Here is a 22,570-nt window from a genome sequence, read left to right on the forward strand (position 1 = left end):
AGCCATGCTGGGCATGCGGTTTCGTTCGCGAAGGGCTAGAGCACAGATTGCTGTCACAATAAAGGCCCGGCCGGTGGCGATCGGCGGCTCAGGCCGAAACGAGGCGTGCCGGGATCAGCCCGCGCAGCGAGTTTCCGACGAAAAGCCGGCCGCCGGCAAGGTCGCCCGGCAGGATGCGTCCGGTGCGGGCGCGCCGCGCGCAGATGAGCTCGGTGCGTAAGACGCCCGCGAGCAGGCCGCAGGCGATCGGCGGCGTTTTGAGCCATCCGGAGCCGTCGTCGAGGAAGACCGAGGTGATCGTGCCCTCGCAGACCTCGCCGCGCTCGTTGAGGAGGATCATCTCGTCGGCCTCCGATGCCGGCCGCTCGGCGCGCGCGCGCTCATAGACGGCGCGGCGCGTGGTCTTGTGGCGGAGCAGCCGGTCGCCGGAACCGAGCCTCGTCTGCGCGATCGCCACGCTCCACGCCGCATCGCCGGTAAGCGGCGTGAAGGGTGCGCTGGTCACAGCGATGGCGCCCTCGCGCGACAGGGTGAGCCGCACGCGCAGTTCCTCTCCGCCCCTATCGGCCGTGCCCTGCCACAGTGCGGCGACCGGGAGGCCGAGCGCTTCCGCAAGCCGCGCCTCGGCCGCCTCGGCTTCTTCAAAGCCGAGCCGTCTCGCCGACCGCCGCAGCCGTTCGAGATGCAGCCGCAGCCGGACGATGCCGGCGTCCGGCGAGAACCGCATCGTCTCGATCAGGTCGAAGGCGGTCATGGCGCGATCGTCGCGTCACCGACGGCGAAGCGCGCCTTCAGCAGGCATTCCGCATATTCCGCCCGCGCGTCGGAATCGAAGACGATGCCGCCGCCGACATTGAAGACGGCACGCCCGTCGTCAAACAGCGAGATCGTGCGGATGGCGACGGAAAAGCGCATGCGCCCGTCCGGCGCGATGACGCCGATCGCGCCGCAATAGGCGTCGCGCGGACCCTCTTCCAGCGCGTGCAGAATCTCCATCGCCCGCATCTTCGGCGCGCCGGTGACGGAGCCGCAGGGAAAGAGCGCGCGGAAGATGTCGGTGATGCCGACGCCGTCCTCGAGACGGGCGCGGACATGGCTGACCATCTGGTGCACGGTCGGATAGGCCTCGACGGCAAAGAGCGCCGGCACGTCGAGCGTCCCGACTTCGCTGATGCGCGAGACATCGTTGCGTAGGAGGTCGACGATCATGCGGTTCTCGGCCTGCGATTTCGGGTCCTCGCGCAGTGCGCGGACGATGCGGACGTCTTCTTCCGGCGTGGCGCCGCGCGGCGCGGTGCCCTTCATCGGATGGGTCTCGATCATGCGCTCGGCGTCGACCGAGAAGAAGAGCTCCGGCGAGCGCGACAGGAGGATCGGGCCGTCCAGGTGGACGAGCGCGCCGTAGCGAACCGGCTGCCGCTCGATCAGCGACCAGAAGGCGGCGCGCGGGTCGCCGGTCCAGCGGGCGTGGACCGGCATGGTCAGGTTCGCCTGGTAGCAGTCGCCCTCGCGCAGGTGGCGGTGCAGCCGGGCGAAACGGCGCTCATAGGCCGGAAAATCCCAGGCGGCGACGGCCTCGGTGAGAAGGGGCGCGTTTTCCGTCCGCTGCCGCGGTTGCGCCAGCGGATGGTCGCCGGCTGCCGGGCCGGAAAAGACGCCGAAGGACATCAGCGGCGTTTCGCGATCGTCGACCGTAAGTGGAGCGAGCTTCGGTTCGAACAGATGCCCGGCCTCGTAGGCCATGAAGCCGGCGATCCATTTTCCCGCATCCCTAGCCGCCTCGATCCGGCGAAGGCCGTCGGCGAAATCCGCGGCGCGGCGCACGGTGACGATTTCCTCCGGCGCGGCGAAAAGCGTCGTCTCGCCGGCGCGGTCGTCGCGGAAGAGCACATAGGGCGGGCTTTCGCGCATGGTCGGCAAGGGTCTCCCGGCCTCTCTCGGATCAGCCTTTATCCAACGCTTCCAGCTCGTCGATCAGCCCTTCTATCATCGACAGGCCCCGGCCCCAGAACGACGGATCGGCGGCATCGAGCCCGAAGGGCGCCAGCACTTGCGAATGGTGCTTCGATCCGCCCGCCTTCAGCAGGTCGAAATACTTCGCCTGAAAGCCCGCCTCGCTGTTCTGGTAGACCGCATAGAGCGAATTGACCAGGCAGTCGCCGAAGGCATAGGCGTAGACGTAGAAGGGCGAATGGATGAAGTGGGGGATGTAGGACCAGTAGGTCTCGTAGCCCTCGCTGATCCGGATCGCCGGCCCGAGGCTCTCTCCCTGAACCGACAGCCAGAGGGCGCCGATGTCCTCGCTTGTCAGTTCTCCCTCGCGGCGCGCGGTGTGGAGGCGGCGCTCGAATTCGTAGAAGGCGATCTGGCGCACCACCGTGTTCAGCATGTCCTCGACCTTCTGGGCGAGCATGGCCTTGCGCGTGCGCCGGTCGGTCGTCTGGTCGAGGAGGGCACGGAAGGTCAGCATCTCGCCGAAGACGGAGGCGGTCTCGGCAAGCGTCAGCGGCGTCGAGGCCATCAGCGCGCCCTGGCCACCGGCGAGCACCTGGTGCACGCCGTGGCCGAGCTCGTGGGCGAGCGTCATCACGTCGCGCGGCTTGCCCATGTAGTTGACGAGGACGTAAGGGTGGGCCGAGGGCACGGTCGGATGGGCGAAGGCGCCCGGCGCCTTGCCGGGACGCACCGGCGCGTCGATCCAGCCGCGGTCGAAGAAACGGCCGGCGATCTCGGCCATCTCCGGCGAGAAGGCGCCATAGGCGGAGAGCACGGTGCGACGCGCCTCGTCCCAGGGGATCAGCCGGTCGTCGGCCTCGGGCAGTGGCGCATTGCGGTCCCAGAAGTCGAGCGCCTCGACGCCGAGCCAGCGCGCCTTCATCGCATAGTAGCGGTGCGACAGGCGCGGGCAGGCCTCCATCACCGCCTTCGCCAGCGCCTCGACGACCGGGCGCTCGACGCGGTTGGAAAGGTGCCGGCTGTCGGCGATGTCCTCGAAACCGTGCCAGCGGTCGAAGATTTCCTTGTCCTTGGCGAGCGTGTTGGTGACCAGCGTGAAGATGCGCGCATTCGCGCGGAAGGTTTTCGCCAGCGCCATTGCCGCGGTCCTGCGCGTCGCGGGGGCCGCATCCTGCAGCAGGTTCAGCGTCTGTTCGAGGCCGAGGGTCCTGTCGTCGACCTCGAAGGTGAGCGCGGCGAGCGTTTCGTCGAACAGCCGGTTGAAGGCGGCGGCCCCCGTCATCGACTTCTCGAGGAAGAGCTGCTCGATGCGGTCGTCGAGCTGATAGGGTTTCTCGAGCCGGAGATCGGCGATCCACGGCCGGTAATGGGCGACCAGCGGATCGTTCGCGACGGCGGCCTCGATCAGCGCATCCTCGATCCTGTTGAGTTCCAGCGCGAAGAACAGGAGGTGGCTCGACAGATCCGTAAGTCTTGCCTGGACGTCGCCGTAGAACTTGCCGTTCGCGGGGTCGGCCGTGTTGGAGAAATAGGTGAGGCCGGCGAAGGAGGCGATCCGCCCGGTCCGGTCCTCCAGCGCCTCGAAGGCGCGGATCGCCGCGCCGAGGCCCTCCTCGCCGATCCGCGTCGCAGCCTCCGCAAGCCACCCCTTCCAGCGCGCCTCGAAGGCGCGGGCCTCCTCCTCGGCCGTCGCGAGATCGTCGCGGAACGCGGCGGAATCCGGGGCGGGATAGAGATCGTCAAGGCGCCAGACCGGCAGTTCGCCGAGCGCGGCAGTGGACGCGCCCTCCGCCGCCGGAGCGGAAACGGGCGTGAAACGATCGGGCGGCGGGCAGGAACGGAACATCGGCATCTCCTTTGGGACCGGCCGTGCCTTGCGGCATCCGCATCCCCGTCCTCTGGTAACGTTGAGAAAGCGTAAAATGCAAGTCTTTCTCAAAAGAGGATTTTCAGGCCTTCGTGACAGGAATCATCGGCATGGTCCGCTTCGAAATGGTGGAGCATGGGCAGCATTCAAGCAGGAGGCTACATGGGATCCCATATTCTCGTCATCGATGACGATCCGGTGCAGCGCCGTCTGCTGACGAACATGATCGAGCGTCTCGGCCATGTGCCCCATGCCGCCGAGAACGGGCGCCTGGGCCTCGACATGCTCGAGCGCCGGCCGGGACTGATCAGCGTCATCCTGCTCGACCTGATGATGCCGGAGATGAACGGCCACGCTTTCCTGGAGGCGCTGGCCGAACGGCAGATCGAGACGCCGGCCATCGTCCAGACCGGTCAGGGCGGCATCGAGACGGTGGTGCGGGCGATGCAGGCCGGCGCCTTCGATTTCGTCGTCAAGCCGGTCTCGCCCGAACGGCTCTCGGTCGCCATCGGCAATGCGCTGAAGCTCGAGCAGCGCGAGGGGCGCCTGCGCGCGCCGCGCCGCGCCCGCTCCGCCTCCACCGGCTTCGACGACATCGTCTCGGCGAGCCCAGCGATGATCCGCGTCATCGACCTCGCCCGGCGCGCGTCGCAATCGAACATACCGGTCGTGCTCGAGGGCGAATCGGGCGTCGGCAAGGAAATGGTGGCGCGTGCGATCCAGTCGGCGAGCGAACGGTCGAGCCGGCCCTTCGTCACGGTCAACTGCGGGGCGATCCCGCACAATCTGGTCGAAAGCATCCTGTTCGGCCACGAAAAGGGTGCGTTCACCGGGGCGACGGAGAAGCACACCGGCAAGTTCGCCGAGGCCGACGGCGGCACGCTGTTCCTCGACGAGATCGGCGACCTGCCGCTCGACGTGCAGGTGAAGCTCCTGCGCGCCGTCCAGCAGGGCGAGATCGAGACGATCGGCGCCCGCCATGCGGTGAAGGTCAACGTGCGGCTGATCTCGGCCACCAACAAGGACCTGATCAACGAGGTGCGGGAGGGCCGCTTCCGCGAGGACCTCTATTACCGCCTCAATGTCTACCCGATCGCCATCCCGGCGCTGCGCCGGCGCAAGGAGGACATTCCCGTGCTCGTGCGCTCCTTCGTCGAGCGCTTCGCCGCCGAGCAGCGCATGGCCGGGCCGGTCGGCGTCTCGAACGGCGCGATGGCGCTTCTGACCGCCTATGACTGGCCGGGCAACATCCGCCAGCTCGAGAACGCCCTGTTCCGCGCCGTCATCCTTGCCGACGGGCCGGAACTGACGGTCAAGGATTTCCCGCAGATCGCGGCCCAGGTGCCGGGCTTTGCCAGCGCCGGCCGCGACCAGATCGTCTGGAACGACACGGCGGAGGCGGCGGCCGTCCCGTCGGGTCCGGTTCTCGTGCCGCCGGTTCCCGAGGCGGTTGCGCCGCCGCCCGCCGCGAGCCCGGCTCAGCGCGCGGCACCCCATGTCGACATGGCCATCGCCACGATCGGCGAGGAGGGCGACGTGCGAACGATCGCCGATGTCGAGGAGGAACTGATCCGTTTCGCGCTGAAGCTCTATCGCGGGCAGATGAGCCAGGTGGCGCGCAAGCTCGGAATCGGCCGCTCGACCCTCTATCGCAAGCTGAAGGATTACGGGATCGATCCCGACGATCCTTTGCGCGATGCCGCCTGATTGCCGCCATGATCCGAGGGAAATACCGCCGAAAAGCCTGAAACTTGCCCCAAACTCCCCGTTTGGTGCCGCGTGTCGTTTAGACCTTGTTAGTGAGCTGTTCACTATATTATAAGGAAAGGCAGCGACTGTGGCATAAATGTCATTGTGTTACCGCAATTGACGGTCATTGGGGCGGCACGCGATGTCGACCATCGGACGGGGATAGAGTTGCAAACATTGTTCGGACTGAAAAACGCAGGCGGCCACGGTCGTGATACCGGTCGGGCCGCACTGGTTCGCAAGGTGCCGAGATTTCTCGCATCCCTTCTCATCGCGCTGACGGCGGTGCTGCCGCCGGTGGCCCCGCCGGCGGAGGCCGCGGGACAGACCCGCACCCTCAAGCTCTACTTCATCCACACGCGCGAGAAGGCGGCGATCACCTTCAAGCGCAACGGCCGCTACGACCAGAAGGGTCTGCAGCAGATCGGCCAGTTCCTGCGCGACTGGCGCCGCAACGAGCCGACCCGCATGGACCCGCGCCTGCTCGATCTCGTCTGGGAGGTCTACCAGAAGAGCGGCTCGCGCGATTACATCCACGTCGTCTCCGCCTACCGGTCGCCCGAGACGAACGGCATGCTGCGCTCGCGCTCGAAGGGCGTCGCCAAGAAGAGCCAGCACATGCTCGGCAAGGCGATGGATTTCTACATTCCCGACGTCAAGCTGAAGACGCTGCGCGAGATCGGCATGAAGTTCCAGGTGGGCGGCGTCGGCTATTATCCGACCTCCGGCTCGCCCTTCGTGCACATGGATGTCGGCGGTGTTCGTGCCTGGCCGCGCATGAGCCGCACCGAACTCGTCCGGCTCTTCCCGGACGGCAAGACGCTGCATCTTCCCTCCGACGGCAAGCCGCTGCCGGGTTATGACCAGGCGGTGGCCGACTACAAGCGCCGCGTCGGCGCCGATGCGATCCAGGTTGCCGGCGGCGGCGCCAAGGGTCCGGGCGACGTCGAGAAGAAGCGTCCGAACCTCTTCGCCATGCTCTTCGGCGCCGGTGGCGACGAGGACGAGGAGCCCAATGCGATCTCGAGCGGCGAAACCGTCGTCGCCGAGAAGCCCGCACCGCGCAACCGCGCGACGATCCGGCAGGCCGAGGCCGAGCCGGTGGTCGCCGCCGTCGCGCCCGCCGAAACGCCGTCCTTCGCCGCGCCCGTTCCGGCGAACCGTCCGGTGCTGACCGCACGGGCCCTGCCGGCCGACACGCCGACCGAAGTGGCGCTTGTCGAGCAGCGGCGCAATGCCGCCGCCGAGGCGATCGCCGCGGCCCTGCCGCAGACCTCCGCCATGGAACAGCAGTTCAACGGCGTCGCGACCTCGGCCATTCCCGTGCCCTCGCTGCGCGATCGTCGCGTCGAGACGCTCGGAACCGCTGTGGAGACCGCCGCGCTGACGCCGGAGGCCATGCCCGCCGTCGTTCCCGAGGCTGCCGCCGAGCTTGCCCATGTTCCGGTGCCGGCGATGCGGCCGGTGGCGGAGGCAACGTTGCTCGCCGTCGCCGAGGCGAACGTGGCGATCCCTTCCTTCGCCGACCGCTCCGCCGCGACGGCCGCCGCCGATCTTTCCCCGGACCCGACCGCGGTTGCCGTCGCCGACGAGCCCGCGGCCCAGCCGACGGCCGCCTCGACCCGCGTGGCGCTCGCCACTCCTGTCGAGAAGCCGCGCGAGCGCTTCACCCCGCCGGTCGAAATGGCGTCTTTCGCGCCGCAGAAGAGCGCCGATGCCCGCGCGATGGTCTTCGACGATGCCTTCGACACCGGCCGCAAGGCCGTGACCAAGGCGACGCGTCCGACGGGCAAGGATGCCGCCGCGACGGCGCCGGCTACGGCGCGCACGGCCGAACCGGTGCTGACCGAGAAGATCATTTCGGAATGGGCGCTCTCGACCGGCCGGATGGCCAGCCTGTCGAAGCCGGTCAAGGCGCCGCGCTTCGTCAGCCGCTCGATGCGCGCCGCGCCGACGACGGTCTATGCCGCGGGTTTCTCCTCCGGCCCGGCGACGATGGACACGGGCCGCTTCAGCGGCACGGCCGTCAATTTCATGGAAGTGAAGAAGTTCGGCACGGAGTAGCGTCCTTTCTCTTCCCCGTTCTTCCAGGGCCGGCGCGGGTTTTCCGCGCCGGCCCTTTCCGTCTTGCCCGAGCGATCGATGGTCAGAGCCGCTCGGCGAGCGATGCCGTGAAGCCCGCCGTCTCGTGCGCATTCACGGTGGCGACGCGGATGAGGCCGTCGAAATGCCGCTGCATGGACATGACCGATTCCTTGGCGTTCAGCACGAGATACATCTCCCCGGCAAAGATCGCGGCACGATAGGGGCCGAAGACCGTATAGGGGATCGAGAAGCGCTGCCGCCCGTCGAAGAGGTAGAGGCGGAAGGAGGGATAGAGTTCGTCGACCAGGGCCGCCATGTGGCGAAGCTGCCGGCGGCGGCTTTCCCGCGACATGCCGCCCCAGATGTTGTTGCCGGCGGCGAAATCCTCCAGCGTCTGCACGGGCATGCAGACCTCCATGTCCGTTCCCGGCTGACGGTTGTAGTCGAGGCGGAAGGCGGTTTCGTTGCGCTGCGCGTCCGGCTTGCGCCCGGCGAGGCGGGTCTCATAGGTGATCGTCTCTTCCGTGCGCACGAGGTCGGGGATGCGTTGCGGCACGTAGCGGATCTTCGATCCTTCCGCCTCGGCATGCCATGTCATCAGCAGCGTTTCGCCGAGGGCGGACTGCTCGACCTCCTCGATCTCGAAGCTCGGCCGCAGTTTTCCCGTGACGCCCTCGTCTTCGCTCAATCCCAGCAGCCAGTCGAGGGAGACGCCGTGATGCTCGGCGATGTTGAGCAGCGTCTCGACGCGCGGCAAGCGCGCCGAGGGGCCGGCAAGAAGCTGTGACAGCGCCGACCGGTCGATGCCGACGGCGGATGCGAAGGCCGACTGGCTGGTGCCGTCGCGCAGGAGCAGGGTTTTCAGCCGTTGCTGGAAACGTCGGGAAAGTTCGCGCTTGTCCATGTTTCACCCCGATGGTGACAATCATCATCACATGCAGTGTTTGATGATCAAGATCAACAGAATCTCTCCATTGTCGCCTTGCCGCCGCGCGCCGCGCCTTGCAAGGCTCGGCGCACGGGAATCAGATGGATGGGACGACGACGGTGAGGCAAGGCGCGCGACGGCGGAAACGGTGGGCGATCGAATGGCCGACGCTCGGCCTCATCGCCGCCTGCTATGCGCTGTGGTTTCTCGCCGGGCTCGTCGTCTATCCGGTCGAGCCGCTATTGGCGATGGCGCTCTTCGCCGTCGCCATCGCCTTGCATTCCTCGCTGCAGCACGAGGCGCTGCACGGCCATCCGACCCGCAACCGCCATCTCAACGAGATGCTGGTCGGCCTGCCGATCGGGCTGTTCTATCCCTATCGCCGCTACAAGGTGCTGCACCTGAAACACCACGCCGACGAGCGGCTGACCGATCCTTATGACGATCCGGAGAGCTATTACAGGGCGCTCGGCGACCACGCGCTGCTGCCGGAGACGTTGAAGCGCCTCCTGGAGGTCAACAACACCTTCGTCGGACGGCTCGTCGTCGGCCCGGCGCTAAGCGTCGTCGGGTTCCTCGTCAACGACCTGCCGCTCATCGCGCGGGATCGTGCCGTGCGGCGCGCCTGGCTCCTGCATCTCGCCGGGCTTGCGGTGGTGGTGTTCCTCGTCCACGCCCTCTTCGGCGTTCCCGTCTGGCTCTACGCGCTGACGGCCGCCTATTGGGGCCTGTCGCTGATCGCCGTCCGCTCCTATTGCGAGCACCAGTGGTCGGAGCGTCCGGACGGGCGGACGATCATCGTCGAGCGCTCGCCGTTGGCGCTGCTCTTCCTCAACAACAACCTGCATCTGGTGCATCACCGGATGCCGGCGGCCCCCTGGTACCGGCTGCCGGCGCTTTATGCCGAGCGGCGGCAGGAGTGGCGGGCGATGAGCGGCGGCTACGTGTTCCGCAACTATTTCGAGATCGCACGCGCCTTTGCCTTCCGTCGCAAGGAACCCGTGGTGCACCCGGCGCTGCGCCGGGAGGAGGGCTGAGGCGCGCGGCCGGCTACCGCAGATAGCCGAGGCGCCCGAAAACCTTCATCTGCGCATGGGCGCGGGCCTCGACGGCAAGGGCGACGAACTGGTCGATGTCCGCATCCTCGTGGCTCGCCATCATCTGGATCACCCAGCGCGCCTTGTCGCGCGGCACCGCCGGCGCTTCGAGCAGGTTGATGATGCCGCCGTTCGCCACCAGCGTGCTCGTCATCTGCCGCGCCAGCGCATTGTCGCCGAGGACGACCGGGATCGTCGCGGCCGGACGGCCAAGCACCTTGAACCCGTGGCCGATCAATCCCTCGCGCAGGCGAACCGCATTGATCCTCAGCCGTTCGCGCAATGTCCGGCCCTCCGCGCTTGCGGCGATCGCCAGGGACTGGACGGCGGCGGCGGCCTGCATCGGCGCCAGCGCCGAACTCGCGGCGATCGGCCAGGCATGCACCTTCAGCGCCGCCTTGAGACCGGGATGGTTGCTCGCGGCGAAGCCACCATTGGAGGCAAAGGCGCGCGACAGCGTTCCGATGACCACGTCGACCTTGCCGACCATTCCCTGTTCCTCCAGTACGCCGCGCCCCGTCTCGCCGAGCGAGCCGAGATCGTGGGCGACGTCGACGAGGAGAATGGCGCCGTGGCGCCGGCAGATCGCCTGCAGCGCCGCGACGTCCGGGCTTGTGCCCTCATGCGGCGACAGCGCCTGGGTGACGACGAGAATGCCGGCATTGGAGCGGCCGCGGCGGATCGCCTCGAGCCTGCGCTCCACCGCCGCGTTCGAGCGGTGGGGGAAACGGTGGACGTTCGGCGTCGCCGCCATCGCCGCGTCGATCAGGCCGGCTTCCGTCAGGCTGTCGATCACCACGTGGTCCTCGGGCCCGACCAGCGTGCGCAGCGTGCCCTGGCCGGCGCTCCATCCCGTCGGAAAGAGGATCGCCTCCGCCATGCCGAGGAACGCCGCCATCCGCCGCTCCAGTTCGAGCGTGATGCCGGTCAGGCCCATCTGCGCGGCGGACCCGGCGGAATGCACGCCGTGGATTTCCGCGGCCCGGCAGCAGGCCGCCACCACGCGCGGATCGGAGGAGAAGGCGAGCGCGTCGTGGGAGGCGAAATTGAGGCCGGCGATGCGCCGGCCGAGCAGGTCATGGCCGGCGATGCGCGGCGCAATTCCGGTCGCCGCCGATTTGAAGCTCAGATCGAGATGGCTTTCCGCCCGCGCCTGGGCCCAGTCGGCCAGCGGCTGCCAGCGGTCGAGAAGGTCGGATGTCAGCCGGTCGCATTGCTCGATCGCGTCGCCTCCGTGAATGTTGAACCCGGGACGGACATCCTCCAGTTCCATGTGCGGCATGGTTCACCTATCCTTGTTTCAGGACAGGCTAAGCATTGCTCCGAAACGGCGCATCACCCAAATGGGTTACATCGTGCCGCGCTCAGCAAGGTTTTGCGCAGAGACGCCCGCCGCCCGGGAAAGGCTTACGCCCTGCCGCCGAGTTCGTCCTCGACATGGACGCGGAGAATCTCGTCGAAGGTCGCCTCCGCCGTGAAGCCGAGGGCGAGCGCTCGTCCCGCGTCGAAGCGCTCCGCCCAGCCGCTGACGATCCGCTCGATCAGCGGATCGGGTTCGCGGCGGATCAGCCGGACGGCGGCCTCGCCCGAAAGGCGCCGCAGCGCCTCGATCTCGTCGCCGACGGTCGCGGACAGTCCGGGCATGATCAGGCTGCGGCGATGGCCGACGGTCTCGAGGTCGAGGGTCGCGGCGTGGAGGAAGAAGCCGACCGCCGCGCGCGGGCTTGCGAACCAGTGGCGCACGTCGTCGGCGACCGGCAGCACCGCCTCCTGCCCCGCGAGCGGTTCGCGCAGGATGTTCGAGAAGAAGCCCGAGGCGGCCCGGTTCGGCGTGCCCGGCCGGATGCAGATCGTCGGCAGCCTGAGGCCGATGCCGTCGAGGATGCGCCGTCGCGAATAATCCGCGAGCAGCAGTTCGCAGATCGCCTTCTGCGTACCGTAGCTCGTCAGGGGTGCCGTGGCGCAGTCGTCGTCGAGCCGCTCGGGAAAGGGCGCGCCGAAGACCGCGGCGGAAGAGGCGAAGACGACGCGCGGGCGGTAGGGGCGCTCCAGCCCCTCGTGCCGGATCGCCTCGAACAGCGCGCGGGTTCCGTCGAGATTGACCCGGTAGCCCTTGTCGAAATCGACCTCGGCCTCGCCGGAGACGACGGCGGCGAGATGGAAGATCACATCCGGCCGGGTGGCGATCAGCATCTCAGTTGCGCCTTTCGTGGAGAGATCCACCGCCTCCGACGCGGTGACGGCGGACAGGCCGGCCGGTGCCGGGGGGCTCGCAATGTCGACGAGCTTCAGCCTGTCGATCGCGCCGAGCGGGCTTGCCGGGGCGGCGAGCGCCGCCGCGAGCTTGCGGCCCAGCATGCCGTCCGCGCCGATGATCAGTACGTGCATGCCTTTTCCTCCCGTTGACGGCCGCGGGCGCGACGCTATCGCATCCGGCGCGGATGCGGAACCGCCTGACGACGGCGGCCCGCGCTTCGGCAAAAAAACTTTTCCGCGCGATGGAATGGAGCCGCAGGCGGCGTCGTATACAGGGGCATGGAACAGAAGGACCGCCCGTTCGACGTCATCGGCCAGCTCGCCTCGCTGCGGCGTTACGCCCGCTCGCTCGTCCGCAGCCCGGACGATGCCGAGGATCTGGTGCATGATGCGCTGGTCAAGGCCTATGAGCGCCGCTCGACCTTCCGCGAAGGCGGCAGCGTGCGCACCTGGCTGTTCTCGATCCTGCACAACACCCATGTCGACCGGCTGCGCAAGCGCCTTGCCGACCGCCGGCGCGACGACGATGCGGCCGAGGCGCTCGCGGGCGCGGCGATCGAGGCCGGACAGGATCACGCCGTCCGTCTCGCCCAGGTGCGCGAGGCCTTCTATGCATTGCCAGAGGAGCAGCGCGTGGCGCTGCATCTCGTGGCGATCGAGGACCTTTCCTACCAGGAGGCGGCCGATGCGCTCGGCATCCCGGTCGGGACGCTGATGTCGCGCATCTCGCGCGCGCGCCAGCGGCTGCGCAGCATCGAGGACGGCGCGGCGATGGCGCCACGCCTGAAAATCGTCGGAGGGACGCAGCATGACACGGAATGAGACCGGCGCGGCGACCGATCCGATCCTCGAAAGCGACCTCGACGCCTATGTCGACGACCAGCTCGACCTTGCAAGGCGCATCGCCGTCGAGGCCCATCTGTCGATGAACCCGGAGGGCGCGGCGCGCGTCATGGCGGACTTGAGCATCCGCGGAGAGCTGCGCCTGGCGCTTGCCAACCAGGCGACCCTCGTCCAGCCCGCGACGCGCGACGCAGCGCGGCGCCTCGAACGCGGCCTGTCGCAGGGCCGCATGCTGTCGATGCTGCGGCGGATCGCGGCGGTCGCGGCGCTGGTGACGGCGGGATGGGTGGCGAACGCGACGTTCCAGCCCTTCCATGCCACGGAGGTCGTCGCCTCCACGCCGGTTCCGGCCTATGTCGAGGAGGCGATCCGCGCCCACCGCACCGAGGCGCTGCGCGGCACGATGGCCTCGCAGGCGCCGGCGGCAATGCTCGACGCCGACGACATCCGCGCGGCGACGGCGATCGTGCTGCCGGATCTTCCCGAAAGCTGGCGCGTCTCGGACGTGCAGATCTTCCCGTCCGATTTCGGCCCGAGCGTCGAGGTGGCGATCACGCCGGAGGAGGGGCGGCGGCTGTCGCTCTTCGCCGTGCGACCCGGCACCTTCGCCGTGCGCAATGTCAGCCACTACGAAAGTGGCGGCGTCGACGCCGTGTACTGGCAGATCGGCGAGGTCGCCTATGCGCTCGTCTCGGACCACGAGGCCGATGCGGCGGAGACGAAACCGCAGGTGAGCCGGCTCGACCAGGAGGCCGTCCGGCTCGCCCGCACCCTTTACTGAACCCTTTGACCAACCCTGAAACAGGAGTGTTCCGAATGAACATGACGAACCCGCGCTTCGGCTACGGCGCCTCGGCGCAACAGGCCGCGCTCTTCGACGAGGGCCTGCGCCAGCACATGCTGCGCGTCTATAACTACATGGGCGCCGGCCTCGTCATCACCGGCCTCGTCGCCTTCATCGTCGGCTCGACGCCGGCGCTCTACGTGCCGATCTTCCAGACGCCGCTGAAATGGGTGGTGATGCTGGCGCCGCTTGCCTTCGTCTTCTTCTTCTCCTTCCGCATCCACACCATGTCGGCATCGGCCGCGCAGGCGACCTTCTGGGCCTTCTGCGCCGTGATGGGCCTGTCGCTCGCCTCGGTCTTCCTCGTCTTCACCGGCACGAGCATCGCCCGCACCTTCTTCATCGCCGCCACCATGTTCGGCGCCACCAGCCTCTACGGCTATGTGACGAAGCGGGATCTGGCGCAGTTCGGCTCGTTCATGATCATGGGCCTGATCGGCGTGATCATCGCCTCGATCGTCAACATCTTCCTCGGCTCGTCGGCCCTGCAGTTCGCGATCTCGGTCATCGGCATCGTCGTCTTCGTCGGCCTGACCGCCTGGGACACGCAGAACATCAAGCAGCAGTATGCGGAAAACATCGACCAGGAATCGCAGCAGAAGATGGCCGTCTTCGGCGCGCTGTCGCTCTACCTGAACTTCGTCAACATCTTCCAGCTGCTGCTGAGCTTCACCGGCGAGCGCGAGTAGTCGCGCCGCACACCGAGAAACGGAGCATCAAGACCATGGACAGCAATGACCGTCAGGCGATCGAGGGCTTGTTCAGCAAGCTTTCCGAGGTGGAACGGCAATCGGGCGGCGGCCGTGACACCGCGGCCGAGGGCTTCATCAAGGAGCGGATCGCCGGGCAGCCGTCTGCCCCCTACTACATGGCCCAGACCATCGTCGTGCAGGAACAGGCGCTGAACGCGGCGCAGCAGCGGATCGAGGAACTCGAATACGAGGCCGCCAACCGTTCGCAATCCTCCGGCGGCGGGCTGCTTTCCAGCCTCTTCGGCGGCAGCCGCCAGCCGGCGCCGCCGCGGCCCGTTCCCGGCACCCGTCCGCCGGTCGGCGCGGCGAGCCCCTGGGGACAGCAGCCGGCGGCCCAGCAGGGCTTCCAGCGCTCCGGCGGTGGCGGCGGTTTCCTCGCCGGCGCGGCGCAGACGGCGATGGGTGTCGCCGGCGGCGTCCTGCTCGGCAATGCGATCGCCGGGATGTTTTCCGGTGACGAGGCCAATGCCGCCGAAACCGGCGCGACGGAGGCACCCGCCGCCGAGGATGCCGGCGGCGGCATGGACGACATGGGCGATATGGACTTCTGATCCGCTTTCGCCACAGCCTCAATAGAAGAACCCGCCGGAACCTTGTCCGGCGGGTTCTTTTATTCGTGCTGGAGCATTTCCAGCCGAAGCGTGATCGCTTCGGCGTCGGAGAATGCGACAAAAAGAACGATTTAGAGCATCTCCGGCGATCCCGTGATCACCGGACATGCTCTAGGCGGCGATCCTCAGTCGGCGACGACGGTCTGCCTCTGCGTTCCCAGCCCCTCGATGCCGAGCTCGATGACGTCGCCGGCCTTCAGGTATTGCGGCGGCTTGAAGCCCATGCCGACGCCGGGCGGCGTGCCGGTCGAGATGATGTCGCCCGGATGCAGCGACATGAACTGCGAGAGATAGCTCACCACATGGGCAACGCCATAGACCATGGTGGTCGTCGCGCCGTCCTGTTTCTTCTCGCCGTTGACCGTCAGCCACATCTTCAGGTTCTGCGGGTCGGTGACCTCGTCGGTCGTCACCAGCCAGGGGCCGGTCGGGCCGAACGTGTCGCAGGACTTGCCCTTGGTCCACTGGCCGGCGCGCCTGATCTGGAAGTCGCGCTCGGAGACGTCGTTGATGACGCAGTAGCCGGCGACATGGCCGAGCGCCTCGGCCTCGGAGACATACTTGGCGGTCTTGCCGATGACGACGCCGAGTTCGACCTCCCAGTCGGTCGCCACCGAGCCGCGCGGAATGGCGACGTCGTCGTTCGGGCCGACGATGGCCGAGGTCGCCTTCATGAAGATGACGGGCTCGGGCGGGACGGCCATGCCGCTCTCGGCGGCATGGTCGGCATAGTTGAGCCCGATGCAGATGAACTTGCCCGTGCCGGCGACGCAGGCGCCGAGGCGCGGAGTGCCGGAGACGACCGGCAGGGCGGCGATGTCGAGACCGTTCGCCCAGCCGAAATCGGCAATAGCGTCGCCCGCGACATCGGCGATGACGCCGGACAGGTCGCGGATCGCGCCGTCAGCGTCGAGGAGCCCCGGCTTTTCCGTGCCCGGTGGCCCGTAACGCAGCAGTTTCATGATCGTCCTCCATAACAGCCGGTGTCTTGCCGGCTGTTATGTACGGCAATCACGCCGGCCTGTCACGCCGCCTTGGCATAGGCTTTCGCCATGTCCGGCAGGCGCTTGACGCGGATCTTCGAGGCCTGGCCGGCGGTGCGGAAGGCGACGAAGCGCTCCTTGCACACCTCGACCATGCGCGCCGTCGCCGGCTTCAGATAGTTGCGCGGGTCGAAATTGTCGGCATGGGTCAGGAAGTGGTTGCGGATCGTGCCGGTGAAGGCGAGCCGCAGGTCGGTATCGATATTGACCTTGCGCACGCCGAGCGGGATGCCCTTCTGGATCTCCTCGACCGGCACGCCCCAGGTCTGCTTCATCTGGCCGCCATTGGCGGTGAACAGGTCCTGCAGGTCCTGCGGCACGGAGGAGGAACCGTGCATGACGAGATGGGTGTTCGGCAGCTTGGCGTGGATCTTCGCGATCGTCTCGATCGACAGGATGTCGCCGTCCGGGGCGCGGGTGAACTTGTAGGCGCCGTGGCTGGTGCCGATGGCGACCGCGAGCGCGTCGACGCCGGTCCGGGTGACGAAATCCAGCGCCTGGTCCGGGTCGGTCAGGAGATCCTCGCGCGAGAGCTTGCCCTCGAAGCCGTGGCCGTCCTCCTTGTCGCCGGCGCCGGTCTCGAGATTGCCGAGACAACCGAGTTCGCCCTCGACAGAGACGCCGGCCGCATGGGCGATCTTCACCACTTCGGCCGTGACCGCGACGTTGTAGTCGTAGCTCGCCACCGTCTTGCCGTCGGCTTCGAGCGAGCCGTCCATCATCACGGAGGTGAAACCGTTGGTGATCGCCGAGATGCAGGTGGAGGCCTGGTCGCCATGGTCGAGATGCAGGCAGACGGGGATGTGGGGATATTCTTCCGCCGCGCCGAGGATCAGGTGGCGCAGGAACGCATCGCCGGCATAGGAGCGCGCGCCGCGGCTCGCCTGCAGGATGACCGGGCTGTCGGTTGCATCCGCTGCGCGCATGACGGCCTGGATATATTCGAGGTTGTTCACGTTGAACGCGGGCAGCGCGTAGTCGTTCTCCGCCGCATGGTCGAGTAGTTGCCGAAGTGTGATGAGTGCCATCGTGAAGTCTCCCCTGCTCCATTCCTGTGGCCTGCCGCGCGGGCAGGGCATGAGGGTGCGCGCAGTCTCCCGCCCGGTCAAGGCGGCAGACCGTTGATCAAATCGTGACGATGAACGCTGAACCGCGTGGGACGCGGCGACCATGCGTCGGGCCCCGGCATGCGAAGCCGCCCGCACAATACTTCATGGCCGTGCTTTGGCAACCGCGCGGCGTGCGAAAATGACGCAGGCGCGAATCTTCAAACGATTGAAATGTCGGGGGAATTTTCGAGGTACGTGCCTCGGGCGGATGCCCCGGCCCTCAGCCTTCCGCACCCGTCGCGACAAGGCCGAATTCGCGCGCCATCCCGCAAAGATCCTCGAAGAGATTCGCGGCGAAGCCGCGCAGGACCATCAGTTCGAAGCGCTCGTCGGCGACCCGCGTCAGGTGAACGGTCAGATGGCCGACAAGGGTCGTGGCCGAGGCGCCCGTCGCGAAGGCGACCGGATCGAGGTCGAGCGCGGTGCCCTTGGCGAGCGTCCGCCGTACCGCGCGCCCCCCGAGCGCGATGCGCACGCGGCCGTGGCTCTGGTCGATCGCCAGGGCACGTCCGGCCAGCGCCGCATTGAGTGCGGCGAGACGTCCTGCCGGCAGCGGCCGGTCGCCGACGGCGAACCATTGCGAAGGGGCTGCGTCACGCAGGTCGAGCTCTTCCGCGGCCATCAGGGCGGCGATCTCCGCCGGCACGGCCGCGCGCGTTCCAAGCACATGCAGCACGGTGCCCTCGGGCAGGGCGGCGAGCGTCACGCCCGGGCCATCCGCGCCGCCGGGGCCGAAAGCGCCGTGGCGGACGCCGTCGAGGGCGGCGCGGCGATGAAGAACGGTCTCAGCCATGGAGCCTCCGATGGTCAGGGTCGACGAAGACGGGATCGCAGAGGACGCCCCTGACGATCTCGCCGCGCAGCGAATTCCAGAGGACGACCGTCTCGCCGATGCGTTCCGGCCCGTGCTTCACCAGTGCTAGGCCGATGGTCGAGCCCGCATGGGGAGAATAGGCGCTGGAGGTGACATAGCCCTGGTCGTTCTCGAGCGTCGCGGCGGCGCCTTCCTTCAGGATATGCGCGCCGGTGCGGAACGTGTCCTTCGGGTTTAGCGGCCGCACGCCGACGAGTTTCGGCCGGTCCGGATCCTGCAACCCCTCGCGGGCGAGCATCGCCTTGCCGATGAAGTCCGTCTTCGGCGCCGACACCATGCGACCGAAGCCGAGGTCGCCCGGCGTCACCGTGCCGTTGATCTCGGCATGGGTGACATGGCCCTTCTCGATGCGGAGCACGCCGAGCGCCTCCGTGCCGTAGGGCATGATGCCGTGCTGCTTGCCCGCCGAAAGGATGAGATCGGCGACCGCCTCGCCATACCCGGCGGGGACGGCGAGCTCGTAGGCGAGTTCGCCGGAGAACGAGATGCGGAACAGGCGCCCTTCAAGCGCGCCGCTGCCAAGCGAGACCTCGCGGGCGGCGAGATAGGGGAAGGCGGCATCGGAGATGTCCGCGTCGACGATCGTTTCGAGGATCGCGCGCGCCTTCGGGCCGGCGACCGCCATCTGCGCCCACTGGTCGGTGACGGAGGCGATCTGCACGTCGAGTTCCGGCCACAGCGCCTGGGCGCAGAATTCGAGATGCGTCATCACGCCGGCGGCGAGCGCGGTGGTCGTCGTCATGAAGAAGTGGTCGTCGGAAAGCCGGCTCGTCGTGCCGTCGTCATAGATGAAGCCGTCCTCGCGCAGCATGATGCCGTAGCGCGCCTTGCCCACGGGGATTTTCAGGAAGGCGTTGCAGTAGACGCGGTTGATGAACTCGGCGGCATCGGGCCCGAAGATCTCGATCTTGCCGAGCGTCGAGACGTCGCAGATCCCGGCATTTTCGCGCACGTTCAACACCTCGCGGTCGACGCTGTCGCGCCAGCCGGTCTCGCCGGCGCGCGGGAACCAGGCGGAACGGTACCAGAGACCGGTCTCGACGAAGACGGCACCCTGCTTCTCCGCCCAGCCGTGCAGCGGCGAGCGGCGCACCGGCTGGAAGTGTCTTCCCTTATGGCTGCCGGTCAGCGCACCGAAACTGACGGGGGTGTAGAAGGGGCGGAAGGTGGTGGTGCCGACATCCGCGGGCGAGATGCGGCGCGCGTCCGCGATGATGCCGATGGCGTTGACATTCGACGTCTTGCCCTGGTCGGTCGCCATGCCGTTGGTCGTGTAGCGTTTCGCCAGTTCGACATGGCCGTAGCCCTCGCCGACGGCGAGGTTCAGGTCCCTGACATGCACGTCGTTCTGGAAGTCGACGAAGGCCTTGCCCCTGCTGCCGGTCACCGCCCACATGCTCTTTCGTAGAGGGGTGTCGTCGTCGACGGCGGCGAAGGCGGGCGCGGCCTTGCCGAGGCCGAGTCCGAGTCCGTCGAGGGCGGCCGCGGCCTTTGCCGCGCCGTCGCCGAGGCAGGCGGCAATGCTCGCGAGGCCGGCGGCCGAACCGGCGAGGGTGAGGCCACGGACTTCGGGCGCGAGGAAGGCTGAGGCGCCGTCCGACCATTGCGGCTTGCCGCCGCGCTGGCAGGCGAGGTGGATGACCGGGCTGTGGCCGCCGCAGATCGCCAGCGCGTCCGCCGCGACACGGGTGCTGCCGCCGTTCCAGGAAATGGTGACGCCTTTCAACGCCTTGCCGCCATGGGCTTCGCTGACGACGGCGCCCTTGAACACCGGCGCCCGGCCGGTCCATGCCGGCGGATGCTCGCGGCTGTCGACGATCGCCTCGACGCTGACGCCGCGCGCCTCCAGATCGGCGGCGGTCGCATAGCCGCTGTCGGTGGCGGTGAAGACGACGGCGGCGCGGCCGGGGGCGATCGCCTGCCGGTTCAGGTAGCTGCGCATGGCGCCGGCCATCATCACGCCGGGAATGTCGTTGCCGCCGAAGACGAGCGGGCGTTCCTCCGCACCGGCCGCGACGATCGCGTGGCGGGCGGCGATGCGCCACAGCCGCTCGACCGGCCTGTCCGGATCGATCGCCGCGACATGCTTCTGCACGCGCTCGACGGCACCGAAGACATTGTCGTCGTACCAGCCGAAGACGGTGGTGCGCTGGAGGCGCGTGACGTTGGGCAGCGTGTCGAGCTCGGCAAGCATGCCGGAGAGCAGATCCGGGGCCGGTGTCTCGCCGATGGGCGTCGTCTCGCAGAGCAGCGACCCGCCTCCTTCAAAGCCCTCGTCTGCGAGGAGGACGCGGGCACCGGCGCGGCCCGCCGTCAGCGCGGCGGCGAGGCCCGCCGGGCCGCTGCCGACGACGAGCAGGTCGCAATGGGCCCAGCATTTGTCGTAGGCGTCCGGGTCGGCCTCGTAGGTCGCGCGCCCGAGGCCGGCGGCCTTGCGGATGAAGGGTTCGTAGACCCGCTCCCAAAAGACGGCGGGCCACATGAAGGTCTTGTAGTAGAAGCCGGCGGAGAGGAAGGGCGACAGCAGGCCGTTGACGGCGCCGATGTCGAATTCAAGCGAGGGCCAGCGGTTCTGGCTTTCCGCCACCAGCCCGTCATGGAGCTCGGCGACGGTGGCGCGGGTGTTCGGCTCCCGCCTGCCGCCGGTGCCGATGGTGAGAAGCGCGTTCGGTTCGGCGGCGCCCGCCGTCAGGATGCCGCGCGGGCGGTGATACTTGAAGCTGCGGCCGACGAGCAGGCGGCCATTGGCAAGCAGCGCCGAGGCGACCGTGTCGCCGGAAAGGCCGGTCATCGGCGCACCGTCGAAGGTGAAGGAAAGCGGCGCGGTCCGGTCGATGCGGCCGCCGGTCGCGAGGCGATAGGGCGTCATGCCGCGTCTCCCCGTGCGGCCGCGTCGCGGACGGAGTGGATCTCGTGGGTGGCGGTGTCGCGCTCGACCACCAGCCAGCGCCGGCATCCGGACGCATGGTGCCAGTATTCGGCAAGCCGCCCCCTCGGATTGTCGCGCAGGTAGACATAGGCGAACCAGTCCTCCGGCGCGGCATCGGCGGCGGGACGGAGAACGGCCGCGCCGCGGATGCCGAATTCTTCCTTGGGGCGGGGGCCGCAATGCGGGCAGGAGATCAGGCTGGCCATGGGCGGTCCTTAAAGTTTGTCCGGGATTAAGTGGAATCCGGTTATCCCGAAGAGACAAACGACAACAGAGAATCGAATGAATGTCAGGTTCATGATGACCCTGACTGTCTCTAGTGAAGGTTGTGCTGGGCGCCGACGCCCTTTTCGTCGATCATCCGCCCGCGTGCGAAGCGATCGAGGCGGAAGGCGCGGGCGGTTTCCTGGGCCACGTCGCGGGCGATCAGGTGGGCGTAGCAATAGCCCGATGCCGGCGTCGCCTTGAAGCCGCCGTAACACCAGCCGGCATTGATATAGAGCCCCTCGACCGGCGTCCTGTCGATGATCGGCGAGCCGTCGGCGCTCATGTCCATGACGCCGCCCCAGGCGCGCAGCACCCGGACGCGCGACAGCGCCGGGATCATCGCCACGCCCGCCTCCGCCACATGCTCGACGGTGGCGAGATTGCCGCGCTGGGCATAGGAATTGTAGCCGTCGATGTCGCCGCCGAAGACGAGGCCGCCCTTGTCGGACTGGGAGACGTAGAAATGGCCGGCGCCGAAGGTGACGACGGTGTCGATGAAGGGTTTCAAGCCTTCCGAGACGAAGGCCTGCAGCACATGGCTCTCGATCGGCAGGCGAAGATCGGCCATCGCGGCAACCACGGTCGAATGGCCGGCGGCGGCGAGCGCCAGCTTGCCGCAGGCGATAAAGCCCTGGCTGGTCTCGACGCCGGTGACGCGGCCTTGCTCGCGGCGGATGCCGGTCACCTCGCAGTTCTGGATGATGTCGACGCCGCGCATGTCGGCGCCGCGCGCATAGCCCCACGCCACCCCGTCATGGCGCGCGGTGCCGCCGCGGGCCTGGAACAGACCACCCTGGATCGGGAAGCGGGCATTGTCGAAATCGAGGAAGGGCAGCATCTCGCGCACCTTCGCCCTGTCGAGGAGCTCCGAATCGACGCCGTGCAGCCGCATGGCATTCCCGCGTCGCGTATAGGCGTCGCGCTGCGCGTCGGTGTGGTAGAGGTTGAGCACGCCGCGCTGCGACACCATGGCATTGTAGTTGAAATCCTGCTCCAGCCCCTCCCAGAGCTTCATCGACAGTTCGTAGAAGGGGTTGTTGCCGGGCAGCAGGTAATTGGAGCGGATGATCGTCGTGTTGCGGCCGACATTGCCGGAGCCGATATAGCCCTTCTCCAGCACCGCGACGTTGGTGATGCCGAAGTCCTTGGCGAGGTAATAGGCGGTCGCCAGCCCGTGGCCGCCGCCGCCGACGATCACCACGTCGTAACGGGTCTTGGGCTGCGGGCTGCGCCAGGCCGGCGCCCAGCCCCTGTTGCCCTTCAGCGCGTTGAGGAAGACGGAAAATGCGGAGTAGCGCATGGCGAGGCGGTCCTTGTCGATGAGTTGATCATGACAGGTGTGTCGCGGAAAACTTGTGCG

19 protein-coding genes are annotated in these 22,570 nt (G+C 67.9%); 7 read left to right on the top strand and 12 right to left on the bottom strand.

The annotated features are described in order from the left end of the window. Positions 1-88: 88 nt before the first annotated feature. From ACEVQ6_RS03810 to ACEVQ6_RS03820, 3 genes are read right to left on the bottom strand one after another with little or no spacing between them, the layout of a single operon-like run. Complete coding sequence (locus ACEVQ6_RS03810) at positions 89-754, bottom strand: aminotransferase class IV family protein (protein ID WP_374887572.1); 666 nt, start codon at positions 752-754, stop codon at positions 89-91. Then, entirely contained in the window at positions 751-1,911 is a 1,161-nt protein-coding gene (locus ACEVQ6_RS03815; protein WP_374887573.1) for an aminodeoxychorismate synthase component I, read from the bottom strand. The genes ACEVQ6_RS03810 and ACEVQ6_RS03815 overlap by 4 nt, the downstream gene beginning before the upstream one ends. A gap of 31 nt (positions 1,912-1,942) precedes the next feature. Next, positions 1,943-3,802: a M3 family oligoendopeptidase gene (locus tag ACEVQ6_RS03820; protein WP_374887574.1), complete on the bottom strand. Its 1,860-nt coding sequence runs from the start codon at positions 3,800-3,802 to the stop codon at positions 1,943-1,945. A 183-nt stretch (positions 3,803-3,985) separates the two neighbouring features. Between ACEVQ6_RS03820 and ACEVQ6_RS03825 the strand changes: the two genes are divergently transcribed. After that, positions 3,986-5,530, top strand: a complete 1,545-nt coding sequence (locus ACEVQ6_RS03825) for a sigma-54-dependent transcriptional regulator (protein ID WP_374887575.1) — start codon at positions 3,986-3,988, stop codon at positions 5,528-5,530. Positions 5,531-5,740: 210 nt separating this feature from the next. Further along, positions 5,741-7,636: a DUF882 domain-containing protein gene (locus ACEVQ6_RS03830; protein WP_374887576.1), complete on the top strand. Its 1,896-nt coding sequence runs from the start codon at positions 5,741-5,743 to the stop codon at positions 7,634-7,636. An 82-nt stretch (positions 7,637-7,718) separates the two neighbouring features. Here ACEVQ6_RS03830 and ACEVQ6_RS03835 read toward each other — a convergent pair whose 3' ends face one another. Next, the gene (locus ACEVQ6_RS03835; RefSeq protein ID WP_374887577.1) at positions 7,719-8,561 is read right to left on the bottom strand and encodes a helix-turn-helix domain-containing protein; all 843 of its coding nucleotides are present in this window, start codon (positions 8,559-8,561) and stop codon (positions 7,719-7,721) included. A 125-nt stretch (positions 8,562-8,686) separates the two neighbouring features. Here ACEVQ6_RS03835 and ACEVQ6_RS03840 point away from each other — a divergent pair, with 125 nt between their 5' ends. Then, complete coding sequence (locus ACEVQ6_RS03840; RefSeq protein ID WP_374887578.1) at positions 8,687-9,622, top strand: fatty acid desaturase; 936 nt, start codon at positions 8,687-8,689, stop codon at positions 9,620-9,622. A gap of 13 nt (positions 9,623-9,635) precedes the next feature. Here the strand turns inward: ACEVQ6_RS03840 and ACEVQ6_RS03845 are convergent, their stop codons facing one another. Further along, positions 9,636-10,964, bottom strand: coding sequence for an aminotransferase class I/II-fold pyridoxal phosphate-dependent enzyme (locus ACEVQ6_RS03845; RefSeq protein ID WP_374887579.1), 1,329 nt, complete (start codon positions 10,962-10,964; stop codon positions 9,636-9,638). Positions 10,965-11,089: 125 nt separating this feature from the next. After that, positions 11,090-12,070 carry a D-erythronate dehydrogenase gene (denD, locus tag ACEVQ6_RS03850; protein WP_374887580.1) on the bottom strand — a complete coding sequence of 327 codons (981 nt, stop codon included), beginning with the start codon at positions 12,068-12,070 and terminating at the stop codon, positions 11,090-11,092. Between the two features lie 147 nt (positions 12,071-12,217). On the opposite strand from denD, the gene ACEVQ6_RS03855 reads away from it, so the two are divergent. The 4 genes from ACEVQ6_RS03855 to ACEVQ6_RS03870 are packed head-to-tail and all read left to right on the top strand — an operon-like array spanning position 12,218 to position 14,928. Next, positions 12,218-12,760, top strand: coding sequence for a sigma-70 family RNA polymerase sigma factor (locus ACEVQ6_RS03855; protein WP_374887581.1), 543 nt, complete (start codon positions 12,218-12,220; stop codon positions 12,758-12,760). Then, positions 12,747-13,562: an anti-sigma factor family protein gene (locus ACEVQ6_RS03860; RefSeq protein ID WP_374887582.1), complete on the top strand. Its 816-nt coding sequence runs from the start codon at positions 12,747-12,749 to the stop codon at positions 13,560-13,562. Before ACEVQ6_RS03855 ends, ACEVQ6_RS03860 begins: the two co-directional genes overlap by 14 nt. Before the next feature lie 35 nt (positions 13,563-13,597). Continuing rightward, on the top strand, positions 13,598-14,314 hold the full coding sequence (locus ACEVQ6_RS03865; RefSeq protein ID WP_374887583.1) for a Bax inhibitor-1/YccA family protein: 717 nt from the start codon (positions 13,598-13,600) through the stop codon (positions 14,312-14,314). A gap of 35 nt (positions 14,315-14,349) precedes the next feature. Then, positions 14,350-14,928: a DUF2076 domain-containing protein gene (locus ACEVQ6_RS03870; RefSeq protein WP_374887584.1), complete on the top strand. Its 579-nt coding sequence runs from the start codon at positions 14,350-14,352 to the stop codon at positions 14,926-14,928. A 185-nt stretch (positions 14,929-15,113) separates the two neighbouring features. Here the strand turns inward: ACEVQ6_RS03870 and ACEVQ6_RS03875 are convergent, their stop codons facing one another. The 6 genes from ACEVQ6_RS03875 to ACEVQ6_RS03900 all read right to left on the bottom strand — a co-directional run bounded on the left by ACEVQ6_RS03875 (position 15,114) and on the right by ACEVQ6_RS03900 (position 22,510). Further along, the gene (locus tag ACEVQ6_RS03875) at positions 15,114-15,950 is read right to left on the bottom strand and encodes a fumarylacetoacetate hydrolase family protein (RefSeq protein ID WP_374887585.1); all 837 of its coding nucleotides are present in this window, start codon (positions 15,948-15,950) and stop codon (positions 15,114-15,116) included. Positions 15,951-16,012: 62 nt separating this feature from the next. Continuing rightward, entirely contained in the window at positions 16,013-17,059 is a 1,047-nt protein-coding gene (gene fba / locus ACEVQ6_RS03880) for a class II fructose-bisphosphate aldolase (protein ID WP_374887586.1), read from the bottom strand. A 301-nt stretch (positions 17,060-17,360) separates the two neighbouring features. Beyond that, the gene (locus ACEVQ6_RS03885; RefSeq protein ID WP_374887587.1) at positions 17,361-17,933 is read right to left on the bottom strand and encodes a sarcosine oxidase subunit gamma family protein; all 573 of its coding nucleotides are present in this window, start codon (positions 17,931-17,933) and stop codon (positions 17,361-17,363) included. After that, on the bottom strand, positions 17,926-20,883 hold the full coding sequence (locus tag ACEVQ6_RS03890) for a sarcosine oxidase subunit alpha family protein (protein WP_374887588.1): 2,958 nt from the start codon (positions 20,881-20,883) through the stop codon (positions 17,926-17,928). The genes ACEVQ6_RS03885 and ACEVQ6_RS03890 overlap by 8 nt, the downstream gene beginning before the upstream one ends. Beyond that, positions 20,880-21,149, bottom strand: coding sequence for a sarcosine oxidase subunit delta (locus ACEVQ6_RS03895; RefSeq protein ID WP_374887589.1), 270 nt, complete (start codon positions 21,147-21,149; stop codon positions 20,880-20,882). Before ACEVQ6_RS03895 ends, ACEVQ6_RS03890 begins: the two co-directional genes overlap by 4 nt. 110 nt (positions 21,150-21,259) lie before the next feature. Continuing rightward, positions 21,260-22,510 (bottom strand): sarcosine oxidase subunit beta family protein, encoded by a 1,251-nt coding sequence (locus tag ACEVQ6_RS03900; protein ID WP_374887590.1) that lies wholly within the window; start codon positions 22,508-22,510, stop codon positions 21,260-21,262. Positions 22,511-22,570 lie beyond the last annotated feature (60 nt).

The organism is Ensifer soli (assembly GCF_041928815.1).
GTDB lineage: Bacteria > Pseudomonadota > Alphaproteobacteria > Rhizobiales > Rhizobiaceae > JBHFEI01.

Bases quoted from the DNA above. Each gene is read 5' to 3' on its own strand.
- ACEVQ6_RS03810 (WP_374887572.1), bottom strand. From the start codon at position 754: ATGACCGCCTTCGACCTGATCGAGACGATGCGGTTCTCGCCGGACGCC.
- ACEVQ6_RS03815 (WP_374887573.1), bottom strand. From the start codon at position 1,911: ATGCGCGAAAGCCCGCCCTATGTGCTCTTCCGCGACGACCGCGCCGGC.
- ACEVQ6_RS03820 (WP_374887574.1), bottom strand. From the start codon at position 3,802: ATGTTCCGTTCCTGCCCGCCGCCCGATCGTTTCACGCCCGTTTCCGCT.
- ACEVQ6_RS03825 (WP_374887575.1), top strand. From the start codon at position 3,986: ATGGGATCCCATATTCTCGTCATCGATGACGATCCGGTGCAGCGCCGT.
- ACEVQ6_RS03835 (WP_374887577.1), bottom strand. From the start codon at position 8,561: ATGGACAAGCGCGAACTTTCCCGACGTTTCCAGCAACGGCTGAAAACC.
- ACEVQ6_RS03840 (WP_374887578.1), top strand. From the start codon at position 8,687: ATGGATGGGACGACGACGGTGAGGCAAGGCGCGCGACGGCGGAAACGG.
- ACEVQ6_RS03845 (WP_374887579.1), bottom strand. From the start codon at position 10,964: ATGCCGCACATGGAACTGGAGGATGTCCGTCCCGGGTTCAACATTCAC.
- denD (WP_374887580.1), bottom strand. From the start codon at position 12,070: ATGCACGTACTGATCATCGGCGCGGACGGCATGCTGGGCCGCAAGCTC.
- ACEVQ6_RS03855 (WP_374887581.1), top strand. From the start codon at position 12,218: ATGGAACAGAAGGACCGCCCGTTCGACGTCATCGGCCAGCTCGCCTCG.
- ACEVQ6_RS03860 (WP_374887582.1), top strand. From the start codon at position 12,747: ATGACACGGAATGAGACCGGCGCGGCGACCGATCCGATCCTCGAAAGC.
- ACEVQ6_RS03865 (WP_374887583.1), top strand. From the start codon at position 13,598: ATGAACATGACGAACCCGCGCTTCGGCTACGGCGCCTCGGCGCAACAG.
- ACEVQ6_RS03870 (WP_374887584.1), top strand. From the start codon at position 14,350: ATGGACAGCAATGACCGTCAGGCGATCGAGGGCTTGTTCAGCAAGCTT.
- ACEVQ6_RS03875 (WP_374887585.1), bottom strand. From the start codon at position 15,950: ATGAAACTGCTGCGTTACGGGCCACCGGGCACGGAAAAGCCGGGGCTC.
- fba (WP_374887586.1), bottom strand. From the start codon at position 17,059: ATGGCACTCATCACACTTCGGCAACTACTCGACCATGCGGCGGAGAAC.
- ACEVQ6_RS03885 (WP_374887587.1), bottom strand. From the start codon at position 17,933: ATGGCTGAGACCGTTCTTCATCGCCGCGCCGCCCTCGACGGCGTCCGC.
- ACEVQ6_RS03890 (WP_374887588.1), bottom strand. From the start codon at position 20,883: ATGACGCCCTATCGCCTCGCGACCGGCGGCCGCATCGACCGGACCGCG.
- ACEVQ6_RS03895 (WP_374887589.1), bottom strand. From the start codon at position 21,149: ATGGCCAGCCTGATCTCCTGCCCGCATTGCGGCCCCCGCCCCAAGGAA.
- ACEVQ6_RS03900 (WP_374887590.1), bottom strand. From the start codon at position 22,510: ATGCGCTACTCCGCATTTTCCGTCTTCCTCAACGCGCTGAAGGGCAAC.